We start from the raw sequence: 16,645 nt of genomic DNA on the forward strand, positions 1-16,645 counted from the left end.
CTGCACTGATGGGGTGGTATCGGCATCGCTGCATGCGTGCAACGACATCGCTATTGCCCTGCCGGCGGGGCGGGACGTTTGCCGGCGGCGCCGACCTGAGGCCGGTAGCCCTTTTCATACACGTATGATGACGCGTTTCATTACCAGTTCATGCTCAAAAGCCGGTACTCGTCGCACCGGCTTTTAAACTTGGCTGATCCATGGTGCGGCGCGTCGCCGCACCATGACAGCCCCTATGATAACAAGCGAAGCGCCACGATTTAAGTAGCTTTGTGATGCAACTTACGTGGTAGTCGCTTTTTTTCACAGGATTAATGAGTTACGTCGCATCTGCGAGCAACATTTCACGAATTTTACCAATTGCACGGGTCGGATTCAGACCTTTCGGGCATACCGCCACGCAGTTCATGATGCCGCGGCAACGGAACACCGAGAACGGGTCTTCCAGGCTGGTCAGACGCTCACGCGTGGCGGTATCGCGACTGTCGGCCAGGAAGCGGTATGACTGCAGCAGACCCGCCGGGCCCACGAACTTGTCCGGGTTCCACCAGAACGACGGGCATGAAGTCGAGCAGCACGCACACAGAATACACTCGTACAGACCATCCAGTTTGTCGCGCTCTTCCGGCGACTGCAGACGCTCAATGGCTGGCGCTGGCGTATCGTTCTGCAGGTACGGCTGAATACGCTCGTACTGCTTATAGAACAGACCCATGTCAACCACCATATCACGGATGACCGGGAGGCCAGGCAGCGGGCGCAGCGTCAGTTTGTTGTTTTTCACAACATCGGACAGCGGCGTGATGCATGCCAAGCCGTTTGTGCCGTTCATGTTCATGCCATCGGAACCGCATACACCTTCACGGCAGCTACGGCGATAGGCTAAACCGCTGTCTTGCTCTTTCATCAGGTGCAAAACATCCAGCACCATCAGATCACGGCCTTTGGTATCGACCTGAAACTCCTGCATATAAGGCGCGGAGTCGGTTTCCGGATTGTAGCGGTATACGGATACCTGAAGATTGGACATGGTGACTCCCTCTCGTCAGTGCGGAGATTAGTAGGTGCGAACCTTAGGCTCGAACATATCAACAGTTTTCGGCTTGAAGTTGACGTCGCGCTTCTTCAGCTCTTTAGTTGCTGGGAAGTAGAGCGAGTGTTTCAGCCAGTTGACATCATCACGGTCTGGGTAGTCGTAGCGCGAGTGGGCACCACGGCTCTCTTTACGCTCAAGGGCAGCAATCGCCGTCGCTTCTGCCACTTCCATCAGGTTGTCCAGCTCCAGCGCCTCAACACGAGCAGTGTTGAATACATTGGATTTGTCCGGCAGGTGCGCATTAGCAATACGGCCACGCAGTTCCGCTAGCTTTTTGACACCTTCCTGCATGTTTTTCTCTTCACGGAATACACCGAAAGAGTTCTGCATGATGTCTTGAAGCTCGGCTTTCAGCTCAGGAATGCTTTCGCCGCCCTCTTCAGACTCGTTCCAGCGCGTAATACGCTTCATGGCGAATTCGATGTCTGACTCGGAAGCGTCCAGATACTCGATACCTTCGTTCAGCGCGCCTTCGATGAACATGCCCGCAGCGCGACCGAAGACCACCAGATCCAGCAGCGAGTTACCGCCCAAGCGGTTAGCACCGTGTACCGATACACAGGCAGCTTCGCCACACGCGAACAGACCGTTGACGATCTTGTCGTTACCGCTCTCGTCCTGGGTGATCGCCTGACCATGAATATTGGTCGGGATACCGCCCATCATGTAGTGGCAGGTCGGGACGACCGGAATCGGGTCTTTCGCCGGGTCAACGTGAGCGAAGGTTTTAGACAGCTCTACGATACCCGGCAGACGCTTACCAAGCACTTCTTCGCCCAGGTGATCCAACTTCAGGAACACGTGGTCGCCCTTCTCGCCACAGCCGCGGCCTTCGAGGATTTCCATGACCATGGAACGCGCCACGACATCACGGCCCGCCAGGTCTTTGGCGTTGGGCGCATAGCGCTCCATGAAACGCTCGCCATCCTTGTTGACCAGGTAGCCACCTTCACCACGGCAACCTTCGGTGACCAGCGTGCCCGCACCGTAAATACCGGTCGGGTGGAACTGCCACATTTCCATGTCCTGCATCGGGAAGCCGGCGCGCAGCGCCATGCCGATACCGTCACCGGTGTTGATCAGGGCGTTAGTGGTCGACGCGTAGATGCGTCCGGCACCGCCGGTCGCCAGCACGGTGGCTTTCGACTTGACGTGCACTACTTCACCGGTTTCGATACACATGGCGATACAGCCCACCACGTCACCGTTGGCGTTCTTGACCAGATCCACCGCGTACCACTCGTTCAGGAACGTGGTGTTGTTCTTCAGGTTGTTCTGGTAAAGGGTGTGCAGCAGCGCGTGACCGGTACGGTCGGCGGCGGCGCAGGTACGTGCGGCCTGACCACCTTCACCAAAGTTCTTGGACTGACCACCGAACGGACGCTGATAGATGCGGCCATTGTCGAAACGCGAGAACGGTAGGCCCATGTGCTCGAGTTCGAAGACGGCCTTGGGGCCTTCCGAACACATGTACTCGGCAGCGTCTTGGTCAGCGATATAGTCGCCGCCCTTGACGGTGTCATACATGTGCCAGCGCCAGTCGTCGTTCGGGTCGGCGGAGGCAATCGCACAGGTAATACCGCCCTGAGCAGAAACCGTGTGAGAGCGTGTCGGGAACACTTTGGACAGCACGGCTGTCTTCTTACCAGATTTTGCCAGTTCAAGCGCAGCACGCAGGCCAGAGCCACCACCACCGATGATAATGGCGTCGAATGTCAGGCTACGAAGGTTAGACATGTATCAAGCTCCCCACAGAATTTGAATGCCCCACACCAGGTACACGAAGATGGCCAGAATGATCAGCGTCTGGGCACCCACGCGCAGGCGAGTGGACTTGAGGTAATCGGTGGTGACGGTCCACAAACCGATCCAGGCGTGCGCAGCGATAGAGACAAACGCCAGCAGCGAGAAAATGCGCATCCACGTTTGCTCGAACAGCCCGCTCCAGGCGTAGTAGTCCAGGTTTGGATTAAACAGCAAGTAGGCAACAACGAAAACCGTGTAAAGGGCCAGGATGACCGCAGAAACGCGCTGCATCAGCCAGTCGGACAGCCCGCTACGGCCAAAACTTGTGATATTGGTTACCATACCCAAACTCCTGCCAGAATAATCAGAACTGCACTCACTACCACAGTAGCCTGTGCTTTTTTAACGCCACCTTCTAAGGTCACCCCAATATTGGCGTCCATCAGCAGGTGCTTGATGCCTGCCACAAAGTGGAATGCCAAGGCAGACAGCAGCCCCCACGCAACGAGCTTGGCAAAGAAGTTGTTGGCTAAGGCACTGCTGACAGCATCGAAGCCAGCCGGAGATGACAGGGATTTACCCAACGCCCAAAAAGCGAAAATCAGGCCAACGAACAGGATCACACCCGTGATACGGTGTGTAATCGACGTTAGCGCCGGTAGTGGGAAATGTATCGTCGTTAGATCTAGGTTTACGGGTCGTTTGCTATTCACGGCGTTATACACACTCTCTTGGCCCGCTCAGCGACAGGTCGGGCATAGCCCGAGCGGGCAGTGGTTGCTGGAAGGGGCTCGGCCGTTGCCAAGTCGGGCACGACCACCTACCTGCCGGTCGCGCGCCGTGGATTATAAGAACCTTAGCCCCTGCTGACAAACCGAACTCAGACTTAACTCGACCATGGTGCAAGAAAATAGCCAATGGTCTGAGTCGATTTTGCGATGCAGCATGGTTATAGTGACATTAGATGGACGGCTTGATAAGCCTGTTAACGTATCGTCAACCCTCTGTCACTTCGGTACTATAGATCCCAGTTAATCATATACAATTATTATCCAAAACCACATGCCCCGTACAAGCATGTCTAGCATTACGGCTAATTGACAAAATGTCGCACGCTTCTATAGTGGGCAAGCCTTTTCGCCGGCGCGGCATGCGAAACAACGACTTTACGTCCCAAACCGAACTCGAAAGGAGGCCATCATGGCTGACAGGAAAGCGACATTGACGGTAGACGGTCTCGACAAGACGATCGAACTACCCATGTATTCCGGCACACTAGGCCCCGACGTCATCGACGTGCGCGGCCTAGGTGCTGAAGGCCTGTTTACCTACGATCCCGGCTTCATGGCCACCTCTTCCTGCCAGTCCGCAATCACCTATATCGATGGCGGCAAGGGCGTACTGCTGCACCGCGGCTACCCCATTGAACAACTGGCGAAAGAGTCGAACTTTGTAGAAGTTTGTTACACCCTGCTGTTTGGCGAGCTTCCCAATGATGAGCAGTATGCTGATTTCGAATCTCGCATTCGCAATCACACCATGGTGCATGACCAGATCAACAACTTCTTCAAAGGGTTCCGCCGCGATGCGCACCCGATGTCGATTCTGTGTGGTGTGGTAGGCGGCCTTGCCGCTTTCTACCATGATCACATGGACATTACTCAGGAAGAAGACCGCGTCATCAGCGCTATTCGCCTCATTGCTAAAATGCCGACCCTGGCAGCAATGTCGCACAAATATAACGTTGGCCAACCGTTCAACTATCCGCGCAACGACCTGAGCTATGCAGAGAACTTCCTCTACATGATGTTCAGCAACCCGTGCGAAGAGTACAAAATCAATCCGGTATACGCGAAAGCCATGGACCGCATCTTTATGCTGCATGCGGACCACGAGCAAAACGCCTCTACCTCGACCGTTCGTCTGGCAGGCTCAACTGGCGCCAACCCGTTTGCCTGTATCAGCGCGGGCATTGCGGCCTTGTGGGGTCCGGCGCATGGCGGTGCCAATGAGGCCGTGCTGAACATGCTCGACGAGATCGGTGACGACTCAGAAGAGAACATTCAGCGCTTCGTCGACAAAGCGAAAGACAAGAACGACCCATTCAAACTGATGGGCTTCGGTCATCGCGTCTACCGCAACTTCGACCCACGCGCCAAAGTGATGAAAGAGACCTGCGACGAAGTACTGGCCGAACTCGGTATGGCCGATGACCCGCAGCTCAAAATCGCCAAGCGCCTGGAGCAGATCGCCCTGGAAGATGAATACTTCATCGAGCGTAAACTGTACCCGAACGTTGACTTCTACTCAGGCATCATCCTGAAAGCCATGGGTATTCCGACCAATATGTTCACTGTGATCTTTGCAGTATCGCGCACCATTGGCTGGATCTCTCACTGGCACGAAATGCTCAGCGAAAGCTACAAAATCGGCCGCCCGCGCCAGCTGTATATCGGTCACGCAAAACGTGACTATCCTACCAAGTGATTGGCGGCTAACGCGCTAATGCACGCATAGGATGACAAAGGCCACCCACGGGTGGCCTTTTGTTTGCTTCCTACCAACAACAAAGGTGTTTTATGCGATCTATTACCACCGTTGCTTTTATTGGCCTAGGCGTAATGGGCTACCCTATGGCCGGCCACCTTGCCAAACAAGGCCTTACCACTCGCGTATACAACCGTACTGCCAGCAAGGCAGAGGCATGGGCCAAGGCGTTTGGCGGCACGGCTCATTCAACACCCGCCGAAGCGGCTGAGGGCGCTGATTTAGTGTTGGTATGCGTGGGAAATGACAACGATGTTCGCCAAGTAACCACCGGGCCAGACGGCGCTCTCAGCACCATGATGAGCGGTAGCTACCTAGTAGACCACACCACCGCGTCGGCCGATCTGGCCTTGGAGCTGGACGCAGCTTGCCGAGAGAAAGGCGTTGCATTTATTGATGCACCGGTGTCTGGCGGCCAACAGGGGGCCGAGAACGGCGCGCTAACGATTATGTGCGGCGGCGAGCAAGCGCATTTTGATGCCGTCGCCCCTTTCCTGAATCATTACGCACGTGCCGTCACGCTCATGGGCGCTGCCAGCAGTGGTCAGCTCACCAAGATGGTGAACCAAATCTGCATTGCAGGCTTGGTACAAGGCTTGGCGGAAGGCCTGCACTTTGCTGAGCAAGCCGGACTCGATCAGCACCAAGTCATCGACGTCATTTCCAAAGGCGCTGCAGGGTCTTGGCAGATGGAGAACCGTCATAAAACCATGATTGCTGATGAGTATAACCATGGTTTCGCGGTGGACTGGATGCGTAAGGATTTGGGCATTTGCCTAGAGCAAGCACGTAGGCTAAATGCCACCCTCCCCGTTACCGCCCTAGTCGACCAGTTTTATGCGGATGTACAGCGCATGGAAGGTGGCCGCTGGGACACGTCATCGCTATTAAAACGGCTGCGCAAGCCTGAATAACGCTTGACTTTTTAGCACTGCCAGCCTGGACAGGGTTTTCCACACTATCTGTGGATAACCCTGTTTACAACCACTAGAAAACGTCCCGCAATCGCCATGAACAGTGACCCAGCCTTAAATTGATCATTTTTTGATCTACCATAAACTACTGATTTTAAAGAAATTAAGCTAAATCGCTGATTTTTTGCTTCATATTTATGTGGTTGTGCACAACCTGCCCCTCGGAGACATAAAAGTGGACAAGTCAAGCACAATATTGACAAAAAACGCGTGAAATAGACGCAAGTTCTAGACGGCGGGAATGCAAAAAGAGCAAGTGAGAGAACTCATTGCTATTTGCTAATGATAATATTTTGGACGTGCGGATATAGATATGAGGTGGCGTCCCATAGGGGGTTCGAACCCCTGTTACCGCCGTGAAAGGGCGGTGTCCTAGACCACTAGACGAATGGGACGTATCTAACCTGGAAGCATCTTTGACAAGGCAACATCAGTGCTACTGATATTGGTGGAGCCTAGCGGGATCGAACCGCTGACCTCAACACTGCCAGTGTTGCGCTCTCCCAGCTGAGCTAAGGCCCCACATGTCGCGAAGACGGAGCGTATATTACTGATTCGCCTGATCTTCGTCAAGCCTATTTCCCGAAGAAAACGCCACGCGTTCATAACTAGACCGCGCGACGCTCTCTCCATTTTCATAGCAGGGGTCAATTACAGATCGCGGTACTCTTTTTCAAACCGCTTCGCCTGCTTTTTGGACACGCCACCCAATACGGCAATCGCATGGCGAAGCCGTGCACGCGTCACGTCAGAGCCAAGAATAGCCATCGCATCCATCACCGAGGTGCTTGAGGTACTGCCTGTAATGGCAATAAACACTGGTGCCAGGAAGGCCTTCATTTTTAGCTCAAAGTACTCTGCCAGACTTTTGACTTCCTCCAGCAACGCTTCTTTATGCCAAGCAGAGACGCCTTCAAAGCGCCATACCAGGAACTGCAGCAGCTTCACTAGCTCTTCGTTGTCCAGCTTCACGCTGTCAAAATCATCTTTAGTGATTGTGGGCAAGCCAGAGAAAAAGTGGCCCGCCAGCGGAACAACCTGGGAGAGCGTTTCTACCCGAGGGCGGACTTGCGGCAAAATCTGCTTCACGTAGGCATCATTGAACGCCCACTCACGCAGCGCCTGCAGCAGTGCGTCGTCGTCCAAGTCTTCACGGATATAAACACCGTTCAACCACGTCAATTTCTCTAGGTCGAACACGGGCCCGCCGAGTGAGACACGCTGAATATCAAATTCTGCCATCATCTCTGACAAGCTGAATTTTTCACGCTCATCAGGCATCGACCAACCCATACGGCCCAGGTAATTGGTCACGGCCTGGGGTAAAAAGCCCATGCGGCGATAGTAATTGATCGACGTTGGGTTTTTACGCTTGGAGAGCTTGGACTTATCCGGGTTACGCAGCAGCGGCATATGGCAAAGCTGCGGCATTTCCCAACCAAAGTACTCATACAGCAGTTGATGCTTCGGCGCGGAATTGATCCACTCTTCACCACGCAGCACGTGGGTAATGCCCATTAAATGATCGTCCACCACGTTAGCTAAGTGGTACGTAGGCATACCATCTGATTTCATCAGAATCTGAGCATCAACCTGCGCCCAATCCACTTCAATCGTACCGCGCAGCATATCGCTAACCACGCACACGCCTTCGCTGGGCACGTTCATACGAATCACATAGGGCCAGCTTTCCTGCTCACGACGTGATTGCTCTTCTGCGTCCAGGGCTAAATCAGTTGGCTTCAATGCCAAATGCAGGCCTGCCTCTTTGCGTGACTCGCGCAGCTCATCAAGCTCTTCGCTGGTGCGGTAACACTTAAAGGCATGCCCGGCGTCTAGCAACTGCTGGGCATACTTCGCATAAATATCGCCCCTCTCGCTTTGCCGATACGGCCCGTGGGGACCACCTACATCCGGGCCTTCATCCCACTCAAGCCCCAACCAACGCAATGAGTCGAGAATCATCTGCTCTGACTCAGGAGTGGAGCGTACTTGATCGGTGTCTTCAATACGCAAAATGAACTGACCGCCGTGCTGGCGAGCAAAGCAGAGATTAAACAGTGCAATATAGGCCGTGCCTACATGAGGGTCTCCAGTAGGAGAAGGCGCGATACGAGTACGTACGGTCATCAACAGTTCCCTTTAGCAGTTAAGCGTGGCGCCATTATACGCACCCTAAGAACAACCAACAGCATTGGAAAGGGAACGAGTTTGACTTAAAAGCGTCTGATCGAAAGCTCTCAGAACATAGATAGGAAGATGCGCGTTAAAGCACAATCGCTTAGTATGGTGTAGTACCTATGATTCGTGTTCATAAATGAGAATGGGTTGCACCTTTCTCTGCATGATCAGAGCGCCGTCTTAACGGGCGGAAGTACATTCAACGAGCTGATTTAGCTCATCGATAGGAAAATGAAATGGAATCGCTAGGCTCACGTATCAAGCAACTGCGGCTTAGGGCCAAGCTCAACAAAGCTGCCCTTGCTCGTAAAGTTGGCGTGTCAGATGTCACCATTTCTTACTGGGAGTCCGGGGCGATCAAACAGATCGGCCACGAGCGCTTAGTGGCGCTCGCCGATGCCCTTGATTGCTCGCTGGCGACCCTTTTGGAAGGTGACAGTGCGCCTCAACTGTTGACCCTGACCCATACTGGTCCCCTCCCCTGGGAACAGGTTCAGGCAACGACCATTACCGTACCGCATCATCTGCCGTTGAAGATTGACTGGAAAGCACCTTGCGTGATGGCCACCCCTGGCAAAGAAACGGATTTTTCACCAGTAGCCTCTGGTGATTTGCTGTTGCTTGGCCCAACGCATGTGTTTCATAAAGCAGGCCACTATCTCATCCAGCGTGATGGCCGATTTGTCATTGAGCACTTCTCCAAAGCGCCCACTGACACCTCGATTCATGCGGTGTTGTTAGCACACTGGTGTCCTGCCTAAAGCATCTACCTCCCCATCCCTACTTGTCCTCAATAACGTCCACCTGGTCGCGGGTCCGTCTTGGTTCACTGCCTACCAAGAAACGGCGCGAGTAGGTGGCTACCTGCCCTAACCCATGGCGGGACTGGCTGATGAGCTCTCCCGCCAAGTATTCACCCTGGGTACCAATGCGCGCCTGCACGCTTTCTGGCTGAACGGCAGCTTCGCCTAACTGCACGGTGACAAGATAACTGCCATCCGGTAAGCCACTGCCAGAGCCTAGTGGGCCAGCTTCAAATTTACCATTCACCACACGTGTACGCTCTTGCCAGCGTACGCGGCTAATTTCTCGCTCTACCACTACTTGTAGCTGGGCATCATTTGGCAGATTGGTTTCGCCTTCCACCATCAAACGCCGGTCTGGACGTAAAAAAGCAGCGGTTAAAATCATTACATTGAGCGGCTCAACCTGTTGTGCAGGCGGCTCAGGTTCAGAAGCACGCTCTTCGGCCACTGAGTGTGGCTGGTGTTGTGCGACCTCTTCCTCAGGCCCGCTACAGCCGTACAACAGCAGGGTACCCACTAACGCCACGCCAACATAACCTAGCGTTTTCCCCATAATGACTCCTCATCTTCTGTAATAGGCGTAATGCTGCCTCTCTCGGGCTCTCACCATACCGCTTTTGACCACAAAATACGCAAAGTGATGCAGGGGTTTATAAGAGCTGATGAGGGCTGCGCGATAATTGAGACAGACCCCTCACCCCTTCTTAGAGACGCCATGCCTCTCCAATGGGGTCCACAGTGTTAGGACCTCAACAGTCGTACAGAGATAGCTTAGCTTTGTACTGTTCATAGCTTCTTGCGTACAATCGCACGTCAACGATGCCCCTTCGAATACATAGCCATGGTGCACCACCGCTTTTCGCTACACGGCAAGAAACTTGCTATTAGTACATTAGTGGTACATAGAGCATGACTTATAGATAGCATCTTATGATGCAAGTGATTGATATGAAGAAACAAAGCCCAGCAGACATGGCACGCCGATTCTCCGTCGCCCCGATGATGGATTGGACGACCCGAGATTACCGTGCCTTCGCACGCACGTTAACCAAGCGGGCGCTGCTATATACCGAGATGGTGACCACCGGTGCGGTACTGCACGGCTCCCCTCGCGAGCGCTTTTTGGGCTATAGCGAGGTGGAGCATCCGATTGCTTTGCAGTTGGGGGGCAGCGATGCGGGTGAGCTGGCGGAGTGCGCAGCGATTGCGCAGGCGTGGGGCTATGATGAGGTCAACTTAAACGTTGGCTGCCCCAGCGACCGGGTGCAGAACAATATGATTGGCGCGTGCCTGATGGGCCATCCCGAAAAAGTGGCGGCGGCGGTGAAGGCCATGCAGGCGGCGGTGTCGATTCCGGTCACGGTGAAGTGCCGTATTGGTATTGATGACCAGGATGAAGACGCGGATTTAGCGCGGTTTATTGATATTGTGGCCTCAGCAGGCTGTGAAGTATTTACCGTGCACGCCCGCAAGGCGTGGCTTCAGGGGCTATCGCCGAAAGAGAATCGCGATATTCCGCCGCTGAATTACCCAAGAGTGCACCGGCTAAAGCAGAGCCATCCTGAGCTGCATATTGGTATCAACGGCGGGATTAAAACCCTGGCGGAGTGCCAAGCGCAACTTGTGCAGGTGGATAGCGTGATGGTGGGTCGTGAGGCGTACCAAAATCCGTGGTTATTGGCAGGCGTGGATGAGCAGCTCTTTGGCGAGCCGGGCCCGGTGCGTACACGCTTGGAAGCGGCCACGGCGTTTCGCCCATACATTCAGCAGCGGTTGGATGAAGGTGCCAAGCTGAACCATATCACTCGCCACTTGCTGGGGCTTTTTCAGGGCTGCCCTGGCGGGCGTCGGTTCCGTCGTCATCTCTCGGAGCACGCACATAAAGAGGGTGCAGGCTTACGCTTGTTTGATGATGCGCTCGGCTTGGTTCGTGAGCCTGAGTTCGAAGCGGAGCCTCTCGACGAGTAAACAAACCGCCAGCCCGTGACCTAACGACCAACAGGCTGGCGGTTTAACGAACGCCCAGCGATTTTATCGTTGGGCGTTTTCTTTTGGGAGGCTACTGCGCGCGAACGCCTTGCTCAATACGCTCGCCTACTTCTTGATCGATGTTGCGCCAATACTCAAACGCGCGCTCCAGCACCGGCTCGGTGACGCCACCGGAAAGGTGCCCCACCACGTTGGAAACCAACCGGTCACGCTGGGCATCGTCCATCACCTCACGCACCAGGGTGTGCGCTTGGCTCCAGTCGTCGTCATCTTTGCGCAGCGTGTACGCGGTGCGTACGAATTGCCCATCCGTCGACCACACCGCATCTTCCGGGTAACGCTGCCCATCTGCCTTGGGGCCGCCTTTGCTATTGGGCGTGTACACCGGGTCGGTAGAGTGACGAATGCGCATCGCGCCGCCCTGGGTATAGCTATGCACGGGGCTCTTGGGCGTATTAACCGGAATATGCTTGTAGTTCACCCCTAACCGCGCACGGTGGGCATCGGCGTAGGAAATAGAACGAGCCAAGAGCATTTTATCCGGCGACAGCCCGGTGCCGGGCACCATGTTGTTGGGTTCGAACGCGGCCTGCTCGATTTCGCTATGGAAATCGGTAGGGTTACGGTCGAGCGTCAGTTTACCCACTTCGATCAAGGGGTAATCTTTGTGTGACCACACCTTGGTCAGATCGAAGGGATTAACGCGGTAGGTCTTGGCATCCTCAAACGGCATGATCTGCATGTGCAGCGTCCAGGTGGGGTAATCCCCGCGCTTGATCGCCTCAAACAGGTCGCGGCGGTGGTAATCCGCATCGCTGCCAGCCATCTGGTCAGCCTGTTCCTGGGTCATGCATTTGATACCTTGATCGGTTTTAAAGTGATACTTCACCCAAAACCGCTCGCCTTCTGCGTTTACCCACATATAGGTATGGCTGGAGTAGCCGTTCATGTGCCGCCAGGTGGCGGGAACGCCGCGGTCGCCCATGAGCCAAGCCACTTGGTGAGCAGATTCAGGCACCAGCGTCCAAAAATCCCACTGCATGTCGTGGTCGCGCAAGCCATTATCGGCGCGACGCTTTTGGGAATGGATAAAGTGCTGGAACTTCATTGGGTCGCGAACAAAGAACACGGGGGTGTTGTTACCCACCATGTCGAAGTTACCTTCTTCGGTGTAGAACTTGATCGAGAAGCCGCGCGGATCGCGCCATGTATCCGGGCTACCGCTCTCCCCTGCTACAGTGGAAAAGCGAATGAGGACATCGGTCTTCGCGCCTGGCTGCAGAAATTTTGCTTTGGTGTATTGGCTAACGTCTTGAGTGATTTCGAAGTGACCAAAAGCGCCACTGCCTTTCGCATGGGGCTGCCGATCGGGAATCATTTCCCGGTTAAACGCCGCCATTTGCTCCATCAGGTAGTGATCGTGCATCACGATCGGACCATCCGCGCCTACCGACAGCGAATGCTCATCGCTCGCTACCGGAATACCTGCTTCATTGGTGGTGGGATGCTGGCTACCACTGCTCATTGCTCTTCCTCCTTGTCACACTCGACATGGCACGGTCTGTACCACTGAAAATCACCGCTACTGCTTTTTAACGTAAGCTAAGACGGCCCCATACAGGTATAGTCAACAAGCCAGCGTCGCGCCATCCATGGCGCTGGTTATAGGGATATTGCTTTAATAGTTGATAGCTATAGAAGTAACGTCAATACAGCGCGTCTGGTGGAGGCGTCAGGCTGGACTGGAAGCTTTCGATGGCTGTCTCGGCTTCTTCGATCTCGTCGAAACGGGCAATGTGGTAAAGCGCCTCTCCTTCGTTGGCAAGCGGTAAGCGGCTCATGCCGATGACAATGCCGTCCGCCATGGCGCGCACTTCGTCTTCATCGTTGCCGAATGGATCTGCCACTTTGCCAAGCACCTCGCCTTTGGCCACTCGCGCCCCCAAGCGCACCTTGGGGCGCAAGATACCGTCGATGGGTGCGCGCGCCCAGCTTGAGCCATTGGCCAGTTCGGCCGGAGCCGGGGCACGGCGACGCTGCTCGCCTGTGAGCATGCCCAAGCGGCGCATGACGCGCAGCACGCCTTGCACCCCTGGGACAATGGCCCATTCATCGAAGCGCAGCGCTTCACCCGCCTCATAGGTGAGCACCGGAATACCGCGGCTTTGGGCGTAATGACGCAGGCTGCCCTCACGTAGTTCCGCATTCAAAATAACCGGCGCACCAAAGGCGTCTGCCATGCGCTCGGTTTCGCTGCCCGTACTTAGCTGTGCACGGATTTGCGGCAAGTTCGTGCGGTGAAGGGCGCCGGTATGCAGGTCAATGATATGGGTGGCGTGATCAACGATCTCATCGCGAAACAGCGCCGCGATTCGGCCGCCCAGCGAACCTTTTTCGCTACCAGGAAAACAGCGGTTCAAGTCGCGACGGTCAGGCAGGTAACGCGTCTGTTGGAGAAAGCCGAAAACATTGACCACCGGCACCGCAATCAGCGTACCACGTAGGCTATTGATCGTCTTCGAGCGCAGCAAACGGCGGACGATCTCCACACCATTGATCTCATCGCCATGAATCCCTCCACACACTAACATTACCGGCCCCTCTTTGCGGCCATGAACCACTTCGACCGGAATATGCAGCGGCGTATGGGTATACAGGCGCGCCACCGGCACGTCGATCTGTAAACGTTGCCCAGGCATCACGGTATGCCCAGCGAGGGAGAAAGGAGCTCGCGCCATGGCCATTCCTTATACATGCAGGGAGACATAGCCTGATACGCCATTTCTAAGTGGCGCCAGGGCTTTGAAAGGTTTTAAAACAGCGTTTCAAAATGAAATCATATCCGTTTCCAACCATTAAGTAACGTGCTTGATAACCTAGATTATCAACTTAGACCCATTATCCATACAGTTTTGAATGTAAAAAGGCACCACATCAGATAAAATAACGCCATTGTGTATCGAGAGTGAGGTAATGGTTTCATGGCAAGAAAAACCAAAGCGGAGGCTGCGGCAACTCGCGAAGCGCTGTTGGATGCTGCTGAAGAGGTGTTTTTCGCAAAAGGCGTTGCGCGCACGTCATTGGAGCAAATTGCTCGCCATGCTGGCCTTACCCGAGGTGCCGTTTATTGGCACTTCAAAAACAAGGGTGACCTCTTCATGGCGCTGGTACAGCGGGTGCGCATGCCATTTCAGTCGTTGATGGAAGAGGTCAATAACGCCGACCCCACGGTATCACCACTCGATGCCATCCGTCTTGCCTGCCATGCGGGCCTGAACCGTTTGGAGCAGCCCTCTCACCAGCGCATCCTATCGATTCTGCTGCATCGCTGTGAGTTCTTTAGCGACATCAATCCCATCGAAATGCAGGATGAAATTGCCGAAGAATGCTTCGACGAGATGCTTCTGGTGTTTCAGCTCGCCCAACAGCAGCAGCTATTACGCGATGATATAACACCGGAGATTGCCACGAGGCTCATGCAGTCTACTCTTGGCGGCCTGTTTCACGACTGGCTACGTAATCCCGATGCGTTTTCCCTACGCGAGCGCGGCGGAGTGTTGATTGACGCTTTAATGGCCATGCTCCACCGCTGAGATGACTTTCCTTCTCTGTTGCACTGCAACAAATCGCCTATACTGGAGCTATCTCATGAAAGGAGCCCAGTATGGATGCTTTGGAATTTATCCGCGTGCGCGAGTTGGACGTGGCCGTACGCATTTGGAACCCAAAAGCAACGCGCACTCTGATCGCTTGGCACGGGCTTGCCCGCCACGGCGGTGATTTCGCCGCGCTGGCGAGAGAGCTGGGCAGCGAGTGGCGCATCATCGCCCCAGACACTCCGGGTCGCGGACTCTCCAGCTGGTCGCTGTTTCCCGCCCATGACTATCTCTACAGTCACTACATCACCATTGCCGTTGCGTTGCTGGATCATTACGAGCTCGACCAGGTGGACTGGCTGGGGACGTCCATGGGCGGCCTGCTGGGCATGTTGATCGCAGCAGACACACAGCACCGCTCGCGCATTTCACGGCTGATACTCAACGACGTGGGGCCCGAGCTGAATAAAGAGGGTCTGATCGCCCTGTCGAGCTACTTTGGCGTGATACATCGGTTCAACAACTTTGCCGACTTAAAAGCAGAACTTACCCAGCATTACGCCAGTTTTGGTATCACCTGCGAGGAGGAGTGGCGAGAGCTGGCCTTGAACAGCGCTCGCCGCCTACCCGACGGTAATTGGACCTACCACTTCGACCCGCGTATCGGCGAACAGTTTATCCACGACACACCCAGAGACACCTGGGCCGACTGGGCCAACATTCGCTGCCCGCTGATGGTGATTCGCGGAGAGACATCGACCCTATTGGATGCCGAGACGCTACCCAAGATGGCCGAGGTCCAGCCTACCTTGACGACCTTGACCGTCACAGGATGCGGCCACGCTCCGATGCTCAACACGCCCGAACAGGTCACGCCCATACGCCACTTCCTCGACGCGCCTGCACGCACACATCGCGAACGGGCCGCCACCGCTGCGCCCACCCTATTGACCTGGCTGACGAGACAGTGGCAGCGCTGGTTTCATCGCTGAAGGCAGCCGTTAGGTGGAGTATCCGTTAGGATGCTGCTTGTGCTGCAAACGAAGCTTATTGATACGCACCCGTGTATCCAGATAGTGCTGCTCTAGCACGCTGCGGTATGCCCCTTCCTTAGCTAGATACTTCACCAACACACGGCGCTCACCCGGCTGCGGGCAGTCCCCGGCTTTACAGTGCAATGTGACCGTACTGCTGGGCTCATTGAGCAGCGTAGCGCTGGCAGATTCGTCGTTTTGGCGCTCTGCCACCACGACGGTAGCGCCCAGCAGACAGCGACGTTTGAAGGGTTGATAACGGTGCAGCGCACGCTGCAGCGCATGGCATAAAGCGGCAGCGATGGGGGAAGCTACCGCGAGCGCAGCCCACACGACCAACACCCCGACCGGCACCCTGAGCAATCCAAGCGGCATCCATCGCAGAGCGAGCAGCTCGACGGCTAGTGATAACGCACCGGCAATGAGCATCAAGAAGCTGAGCGCCAGCGTGGCGGGAACCCCGGCAAACCCAAGCGATACCAACGTGCTGGCCATATGATCATCGCGTAAGCTGTCGCGCTCGAAAAGCTCTAGAGGGGCTAGTCGAATGAGTACCAGCAGCCAATAGAGCGCGATCAGCGCCAACAGGAAGGTAAATACGATGGTAGGAAACTGCAGAGCAGCCGATATGAGAGTTTGCATGGCGTGTTCTCCTCCAGGCATATTGCCCAGTGTT

The 16,645-nt window shown here is 55.0% G+C and carries 15 protein-coding genes and 2 tRNA genes; 6 read left to right on the forward strand and 11 right to left on the reverse strand.

Annotated features, from left to right (window positions below):
* Window positions 1–319 precede the first annotated feature (319 nt).
* The 4 genes from L1249_RS04720 to sdhC are packed head-to-tail and all read right to left on the reverse strand — an operon-like array spanning window position 320 to window position 3,555.
* On the reverse strand, window positions 320–1,030 hold the full coding sequence (locus L1249_RS04720; RefSeq protein WP_044627831.1) for a succinate dehydrogenase iron-sulfur subunit: 711 nt from the start codon (window positions 1,028–1,030) through the stop codon (window positions 320–322).
* A gap of 27 nt (window positions 1,031–1,057) precedes the next feature.
* A complete protein-coding gene (gene sdhA, locus L1249_RS04725; protein ID WP_044627832.1) occupies window positions 1,058–2,833 on the reverse strand; it encodes a succinate dehydrogenase flavoprotein subunit in 1,776 nt (591 codons plus the stop codon).
* Between the two features lie 3 nt (window positions 2,834–2,836).
* Complete coding sequence (gene sdhD / locus L1249_RS04730) at window positions 2,837–3,184, reverse strand: succinate dehydrogenase, hydrophobic membrane anchor protein (protein WP_044627833.1); 348 nt, start codon at window positions 3,182–3,184, stop codon at window positions 2,837–2,839.
* Window positions 3,178–3,555, reverse strand: a complete 378-nt coding sequence (gene sdhC / locus L1249_RS04735; protein ID WP_196781579.1) for a succinate dehydrogenase, cytochrome b556 subunit — start codon at window positions 3,553–3,555, stop codon at window positions 3,178–3,180. Before sdhC ends, sdhD begins: the two co-directional genes overlap by 7 nt.
* A gap of 487 nt (window positions 3,556–4,042) precedes the next feature.
* Between sdhC and gltA the strand changes: the two genes are divergently transcribed.
* Window positions 4,043–5,329: a citrate synthase gene (gltA, locus tag L1249_RS04740; RefSeq protein WP_044627835.1), complete on the forward strand. Its 1,287-nt coding sequence runs from the start codon at window positions 4,043–4,045 to the stop codon at window positions 5,327–5,329.
* Between the two features lie 92 nt (window positions 5,330–5,421).
* Window positions 5,422–6,303, forward strand: a complete 882-nt coding sequence (locus tag L1249_RS04745) for an NAD(P)-dependent oxidoreductase (RefSeq protein ID WP_044627836.1) — start codon at window positions 5,422–5,424, stop codon at window positions 6,301–6,303.
* Window positions 6,304–6,682: 379 nt separating this feature from the next.
* Here the strand turns inward: L1249_RS04745 and L1249_RS04750 are convergent.
* The 3 genes from L1249_RS04750 to gltX all read right to left on the reverse strand — a co-directional run bounded on the left by L1249_RS04750 (window position 6,683) and on the right by gltX (window position 8,493).
* Window positions 6,683–6,758: transfer RNA gene (locus L1249_RS04750), tRNA-Glu, on the reverse strand.
* A gap of 51 nt (window positions 6,759–6,809) precedes the next feature.
* A tRNA-Ala gene (locus L1249_RS04755) sits at window positions 6,810–6,885 on the reverse strand.
* Between the two features lie 129 nt (window positions 6,886–7,014).
* A complete protein-coding gene (gene gltX, locus L1249_RS04760) occupies window positions 7,015–8,493 on the reverse strand; it encodes a glutamate--tRNA ligase (protein ID WP_044627837.1) in 1,479 nt (492 codons plus the stop codon).
* A 287-nt stretch (window positions 8,494–8,780) separates the two neighbouring features.
* On the opposite strand from gltX, the gene L1249_RS04765 reads away from it, so the two are divergent.
* The gene (locus tag L1249_RS04765; RefSeq protein WP_044627838.1) at window positions 8,781–9,305 is read left to right on the forward strand and encodes a helix-turn-helix domain-containing protein; all 525 of its coding nucleotides are present in this window, start codon (window positions 8,781–8,783) and stop codon (window positions 9,303–9,305) included.
* Window positions 9,306–9,324: 19 nt separating this feature from the next.
* Here L1249_RS04765 and L1249_RS04770 read toward each other — a convergent pair whose 3' ends face one another.
* The gene (locus L1249_RS04770) at window positions 9,325–9,903 is read right to left on the reverse strand and encodes a hypothetical protein (RefSeq protein WP_137093207.1); all 579 of its coding nucleotides are present in this window, start codon (window positions 9,901–9,903) and stop codon (window positions 9,325–9,327) included.
* Window positions 9,904–10,298: 395 nt separating this feature from the next.
* Between L1249_RS04770 and dusA the strand changes: the two genes are divergently transcribed.
* Complete coding sequence (dusA, locus tag L1249_RS04775) at window positions 10,299–11,318, forward strand: tRNA dihydrouridine(20/20a) synthase DusA (protein ID WP_058576956.1); 1,020 nt, start codon at window positions 10,299–10,301, stop codon at window positions 11,316–11,318.
* Between the two features lie 91 nt (window positions 11,319–11,409).
* Here dusA and L1249_RS04780 read toward each other — a convergent pair whose 3' ends face one another.
* Window positions 11,410–12,864, reverse strand: a complete 1,455-nt coding sequence (locus tag L1249_RS04780) for a catalase (protein WP_054640939.1) — start codon at window positions 12,862–12,864, stop codon at window positions 11,410–11,412.
* A gap of 181 nt (window positions 12,865–13,045) precedes the next feature.
* On the reverse strand, window positions 13,046–14,077 hold the full coding sequence (locus L1249_RS04785) for a succinylglutamate desuccinylase/aspartoacylase family protein (RefSeq protein WP_044627886.1): 1,032 nt from the start codon (window positions 14,075–14,077) through the stop codon (window positions 13,046–13,048).
* Window positions 14,078–14,320: 243 nt separating this feature from the next.
* Between L1249_RS04785 and L1249_RS04790 the strand changes: the two genes are divergently transcribed.
* Both L1249_RS04790 and L1249_RS04795 read left to right on the forward strand, forming a co-directional pair.
* Window positions 14,321–14,932 carry a TetR family transcriptional regulator gene (locus L1249_RS04790; RefSeq protein WP_054640938.1) on the forward strand — a complete coding sequence of 204 codons (612 nt, stop codon included), beginning with the start codon at window positions 14,321–14,323 and terminating at the stop codon, window positions 14,930–14,932.
* 71 nt (window positions 14,933–15,003) lie between these two features.
* Window positions 15,004–15,927 carry an alpha/beta fold hydrolase gene (locus tag L1249_RS04795; protein ID WP_054640937.1) on the forward strand — a complete coding sequence of 308 codons (924 nt, stop codon included), beginning with the start codon at window positions 15,004–15,006 and terminating at the stop codon, window positions 15,925–15,927.
* Between the two features lie 9 nt (window positions 15,928–15,936).
* On the opposite strand, the gene L1249_RS04800 is transcribed toward L1249_RS04795, so the two are convergent.
* A complete protein-coding gene (locus L1249_RS04800; protein WP_044627889.1) occupies window positions 15,937–16,611 on the reverse strand; it encodes a hypothetical protein in 675 nt (224 codons plus the stop codon).
* Window positions 16,612–16,645: the final 34 nt, after the last annotated feature.

Source organism: Halomonas sp. Cn5-12, assembly GCF_021532545.1.
GTDB classification, from domain to species: Bacteria; Pseudomonadota; Gammaproteobacteria; order Pseudomonadales; family Halomonadaceae; genus Vreelandella; species Vreelandella aquamarina.

Excerpts from the sequence above, each read along its gene's own strand:
- L1249_RS04720 (WP_044627831.1), bottom strand. The coding sequence starts at position 1,030 with ATGTCCAATCTTCAGGTATCCGTATACCGCTACAATCCGGAAACCGAC.
- sdhA (WP_044627832.1), bottom strand. The coding sequence starts at position 2,833 with ATGTCTAACCTTCGTAGCCTGACATTCGACGCCATTATCATCGGTGGT.
- sdhD (WP_044627833.1), bottom strand. The coding sequence starts at position 3,184 with ATGGTAACCAATATCACAAGTTTTGGCCGTAGCGGGCTGTCCGACTGG.
- gltA (WP_044627835.1), top strand. The coding sequence starts at position 4,043 with ATGGCTGACAGGAAAGCGACATTGACGGTAGACGGTCTCGACAAGACG.
- L1249_RS04745 (WP_044627836.1), top strand. The coding sequence starts at position 5,422 with ATGCGATCTATTACCACCGTTGCTTTTATTGGCCTAGGCGTAATGGGC.
- gltX (WP_044627837.1), bottom strand. The coding sequence starts at position 8,493 with ATGACCGTACGTACTCGTATCGCGCCTTCTCCTACTGGAGACCCTCAT.
- L1249_RS04765 (WP_044627838.1), top strand. The coding sequence starts at position 8,781 with ATGGAATCGCTAGGCTCACGTATCAAGCAACTGCGGCTTAGGGCCAAG.
- L1249_RS04770 (WP_137093207.1), bottom strand. The coding sequence starts at position 9,903 with ATGGGGAAAACGCTAGGTTATGTTGGCGTGGCGTTAGTGGGTACCCTG.
- dusA (WP_058576956.1), top strand. The coding sequence starts at position 10,299 with ATGAAGAAACAAAGCCCAGCAGACATGGCACGCCGATTCTCCGTCGCC.
- L1249_RS04780 (WP_054640939.1), bottom strand. The coding sequence starts at position 12,864 with ATGAGCAGTGGTAGCCAGCATCCCACCACCAATGAAGCAGGTATTCCG.
- L1249_RS04785 (WP_044627886.1), bottom strand. The coding sequence starts at position 14,077 with ATGGCGCGAGCTCCTTTCTCCCTCGCTGGGCATACCGTGATGCCTGGG.
- L1249_RS04790 (WP_054640938.1), top strand. The coding sequence starts at position 14,321 with ATGGCAAGAAAAACCAAAGCGGAGGCTGCGGCAACTCGCGAAGCGCTG.
- L1249_RS04795 (WP_054640937.1), top strand. The coding sequence starts at position 15,004 with ATGGATGCTTTGGAATTTATCCGCGTGCGCGAGTTGGACGTGGCCGTA.
- L1249_RS04800 (WP_044627889.1), bottom strand. The coding sequence starts at position 16,611 with ATGCAAACTCTCATATCGGCTGCTCTGCAGTTTCCTACCATCGTATTT.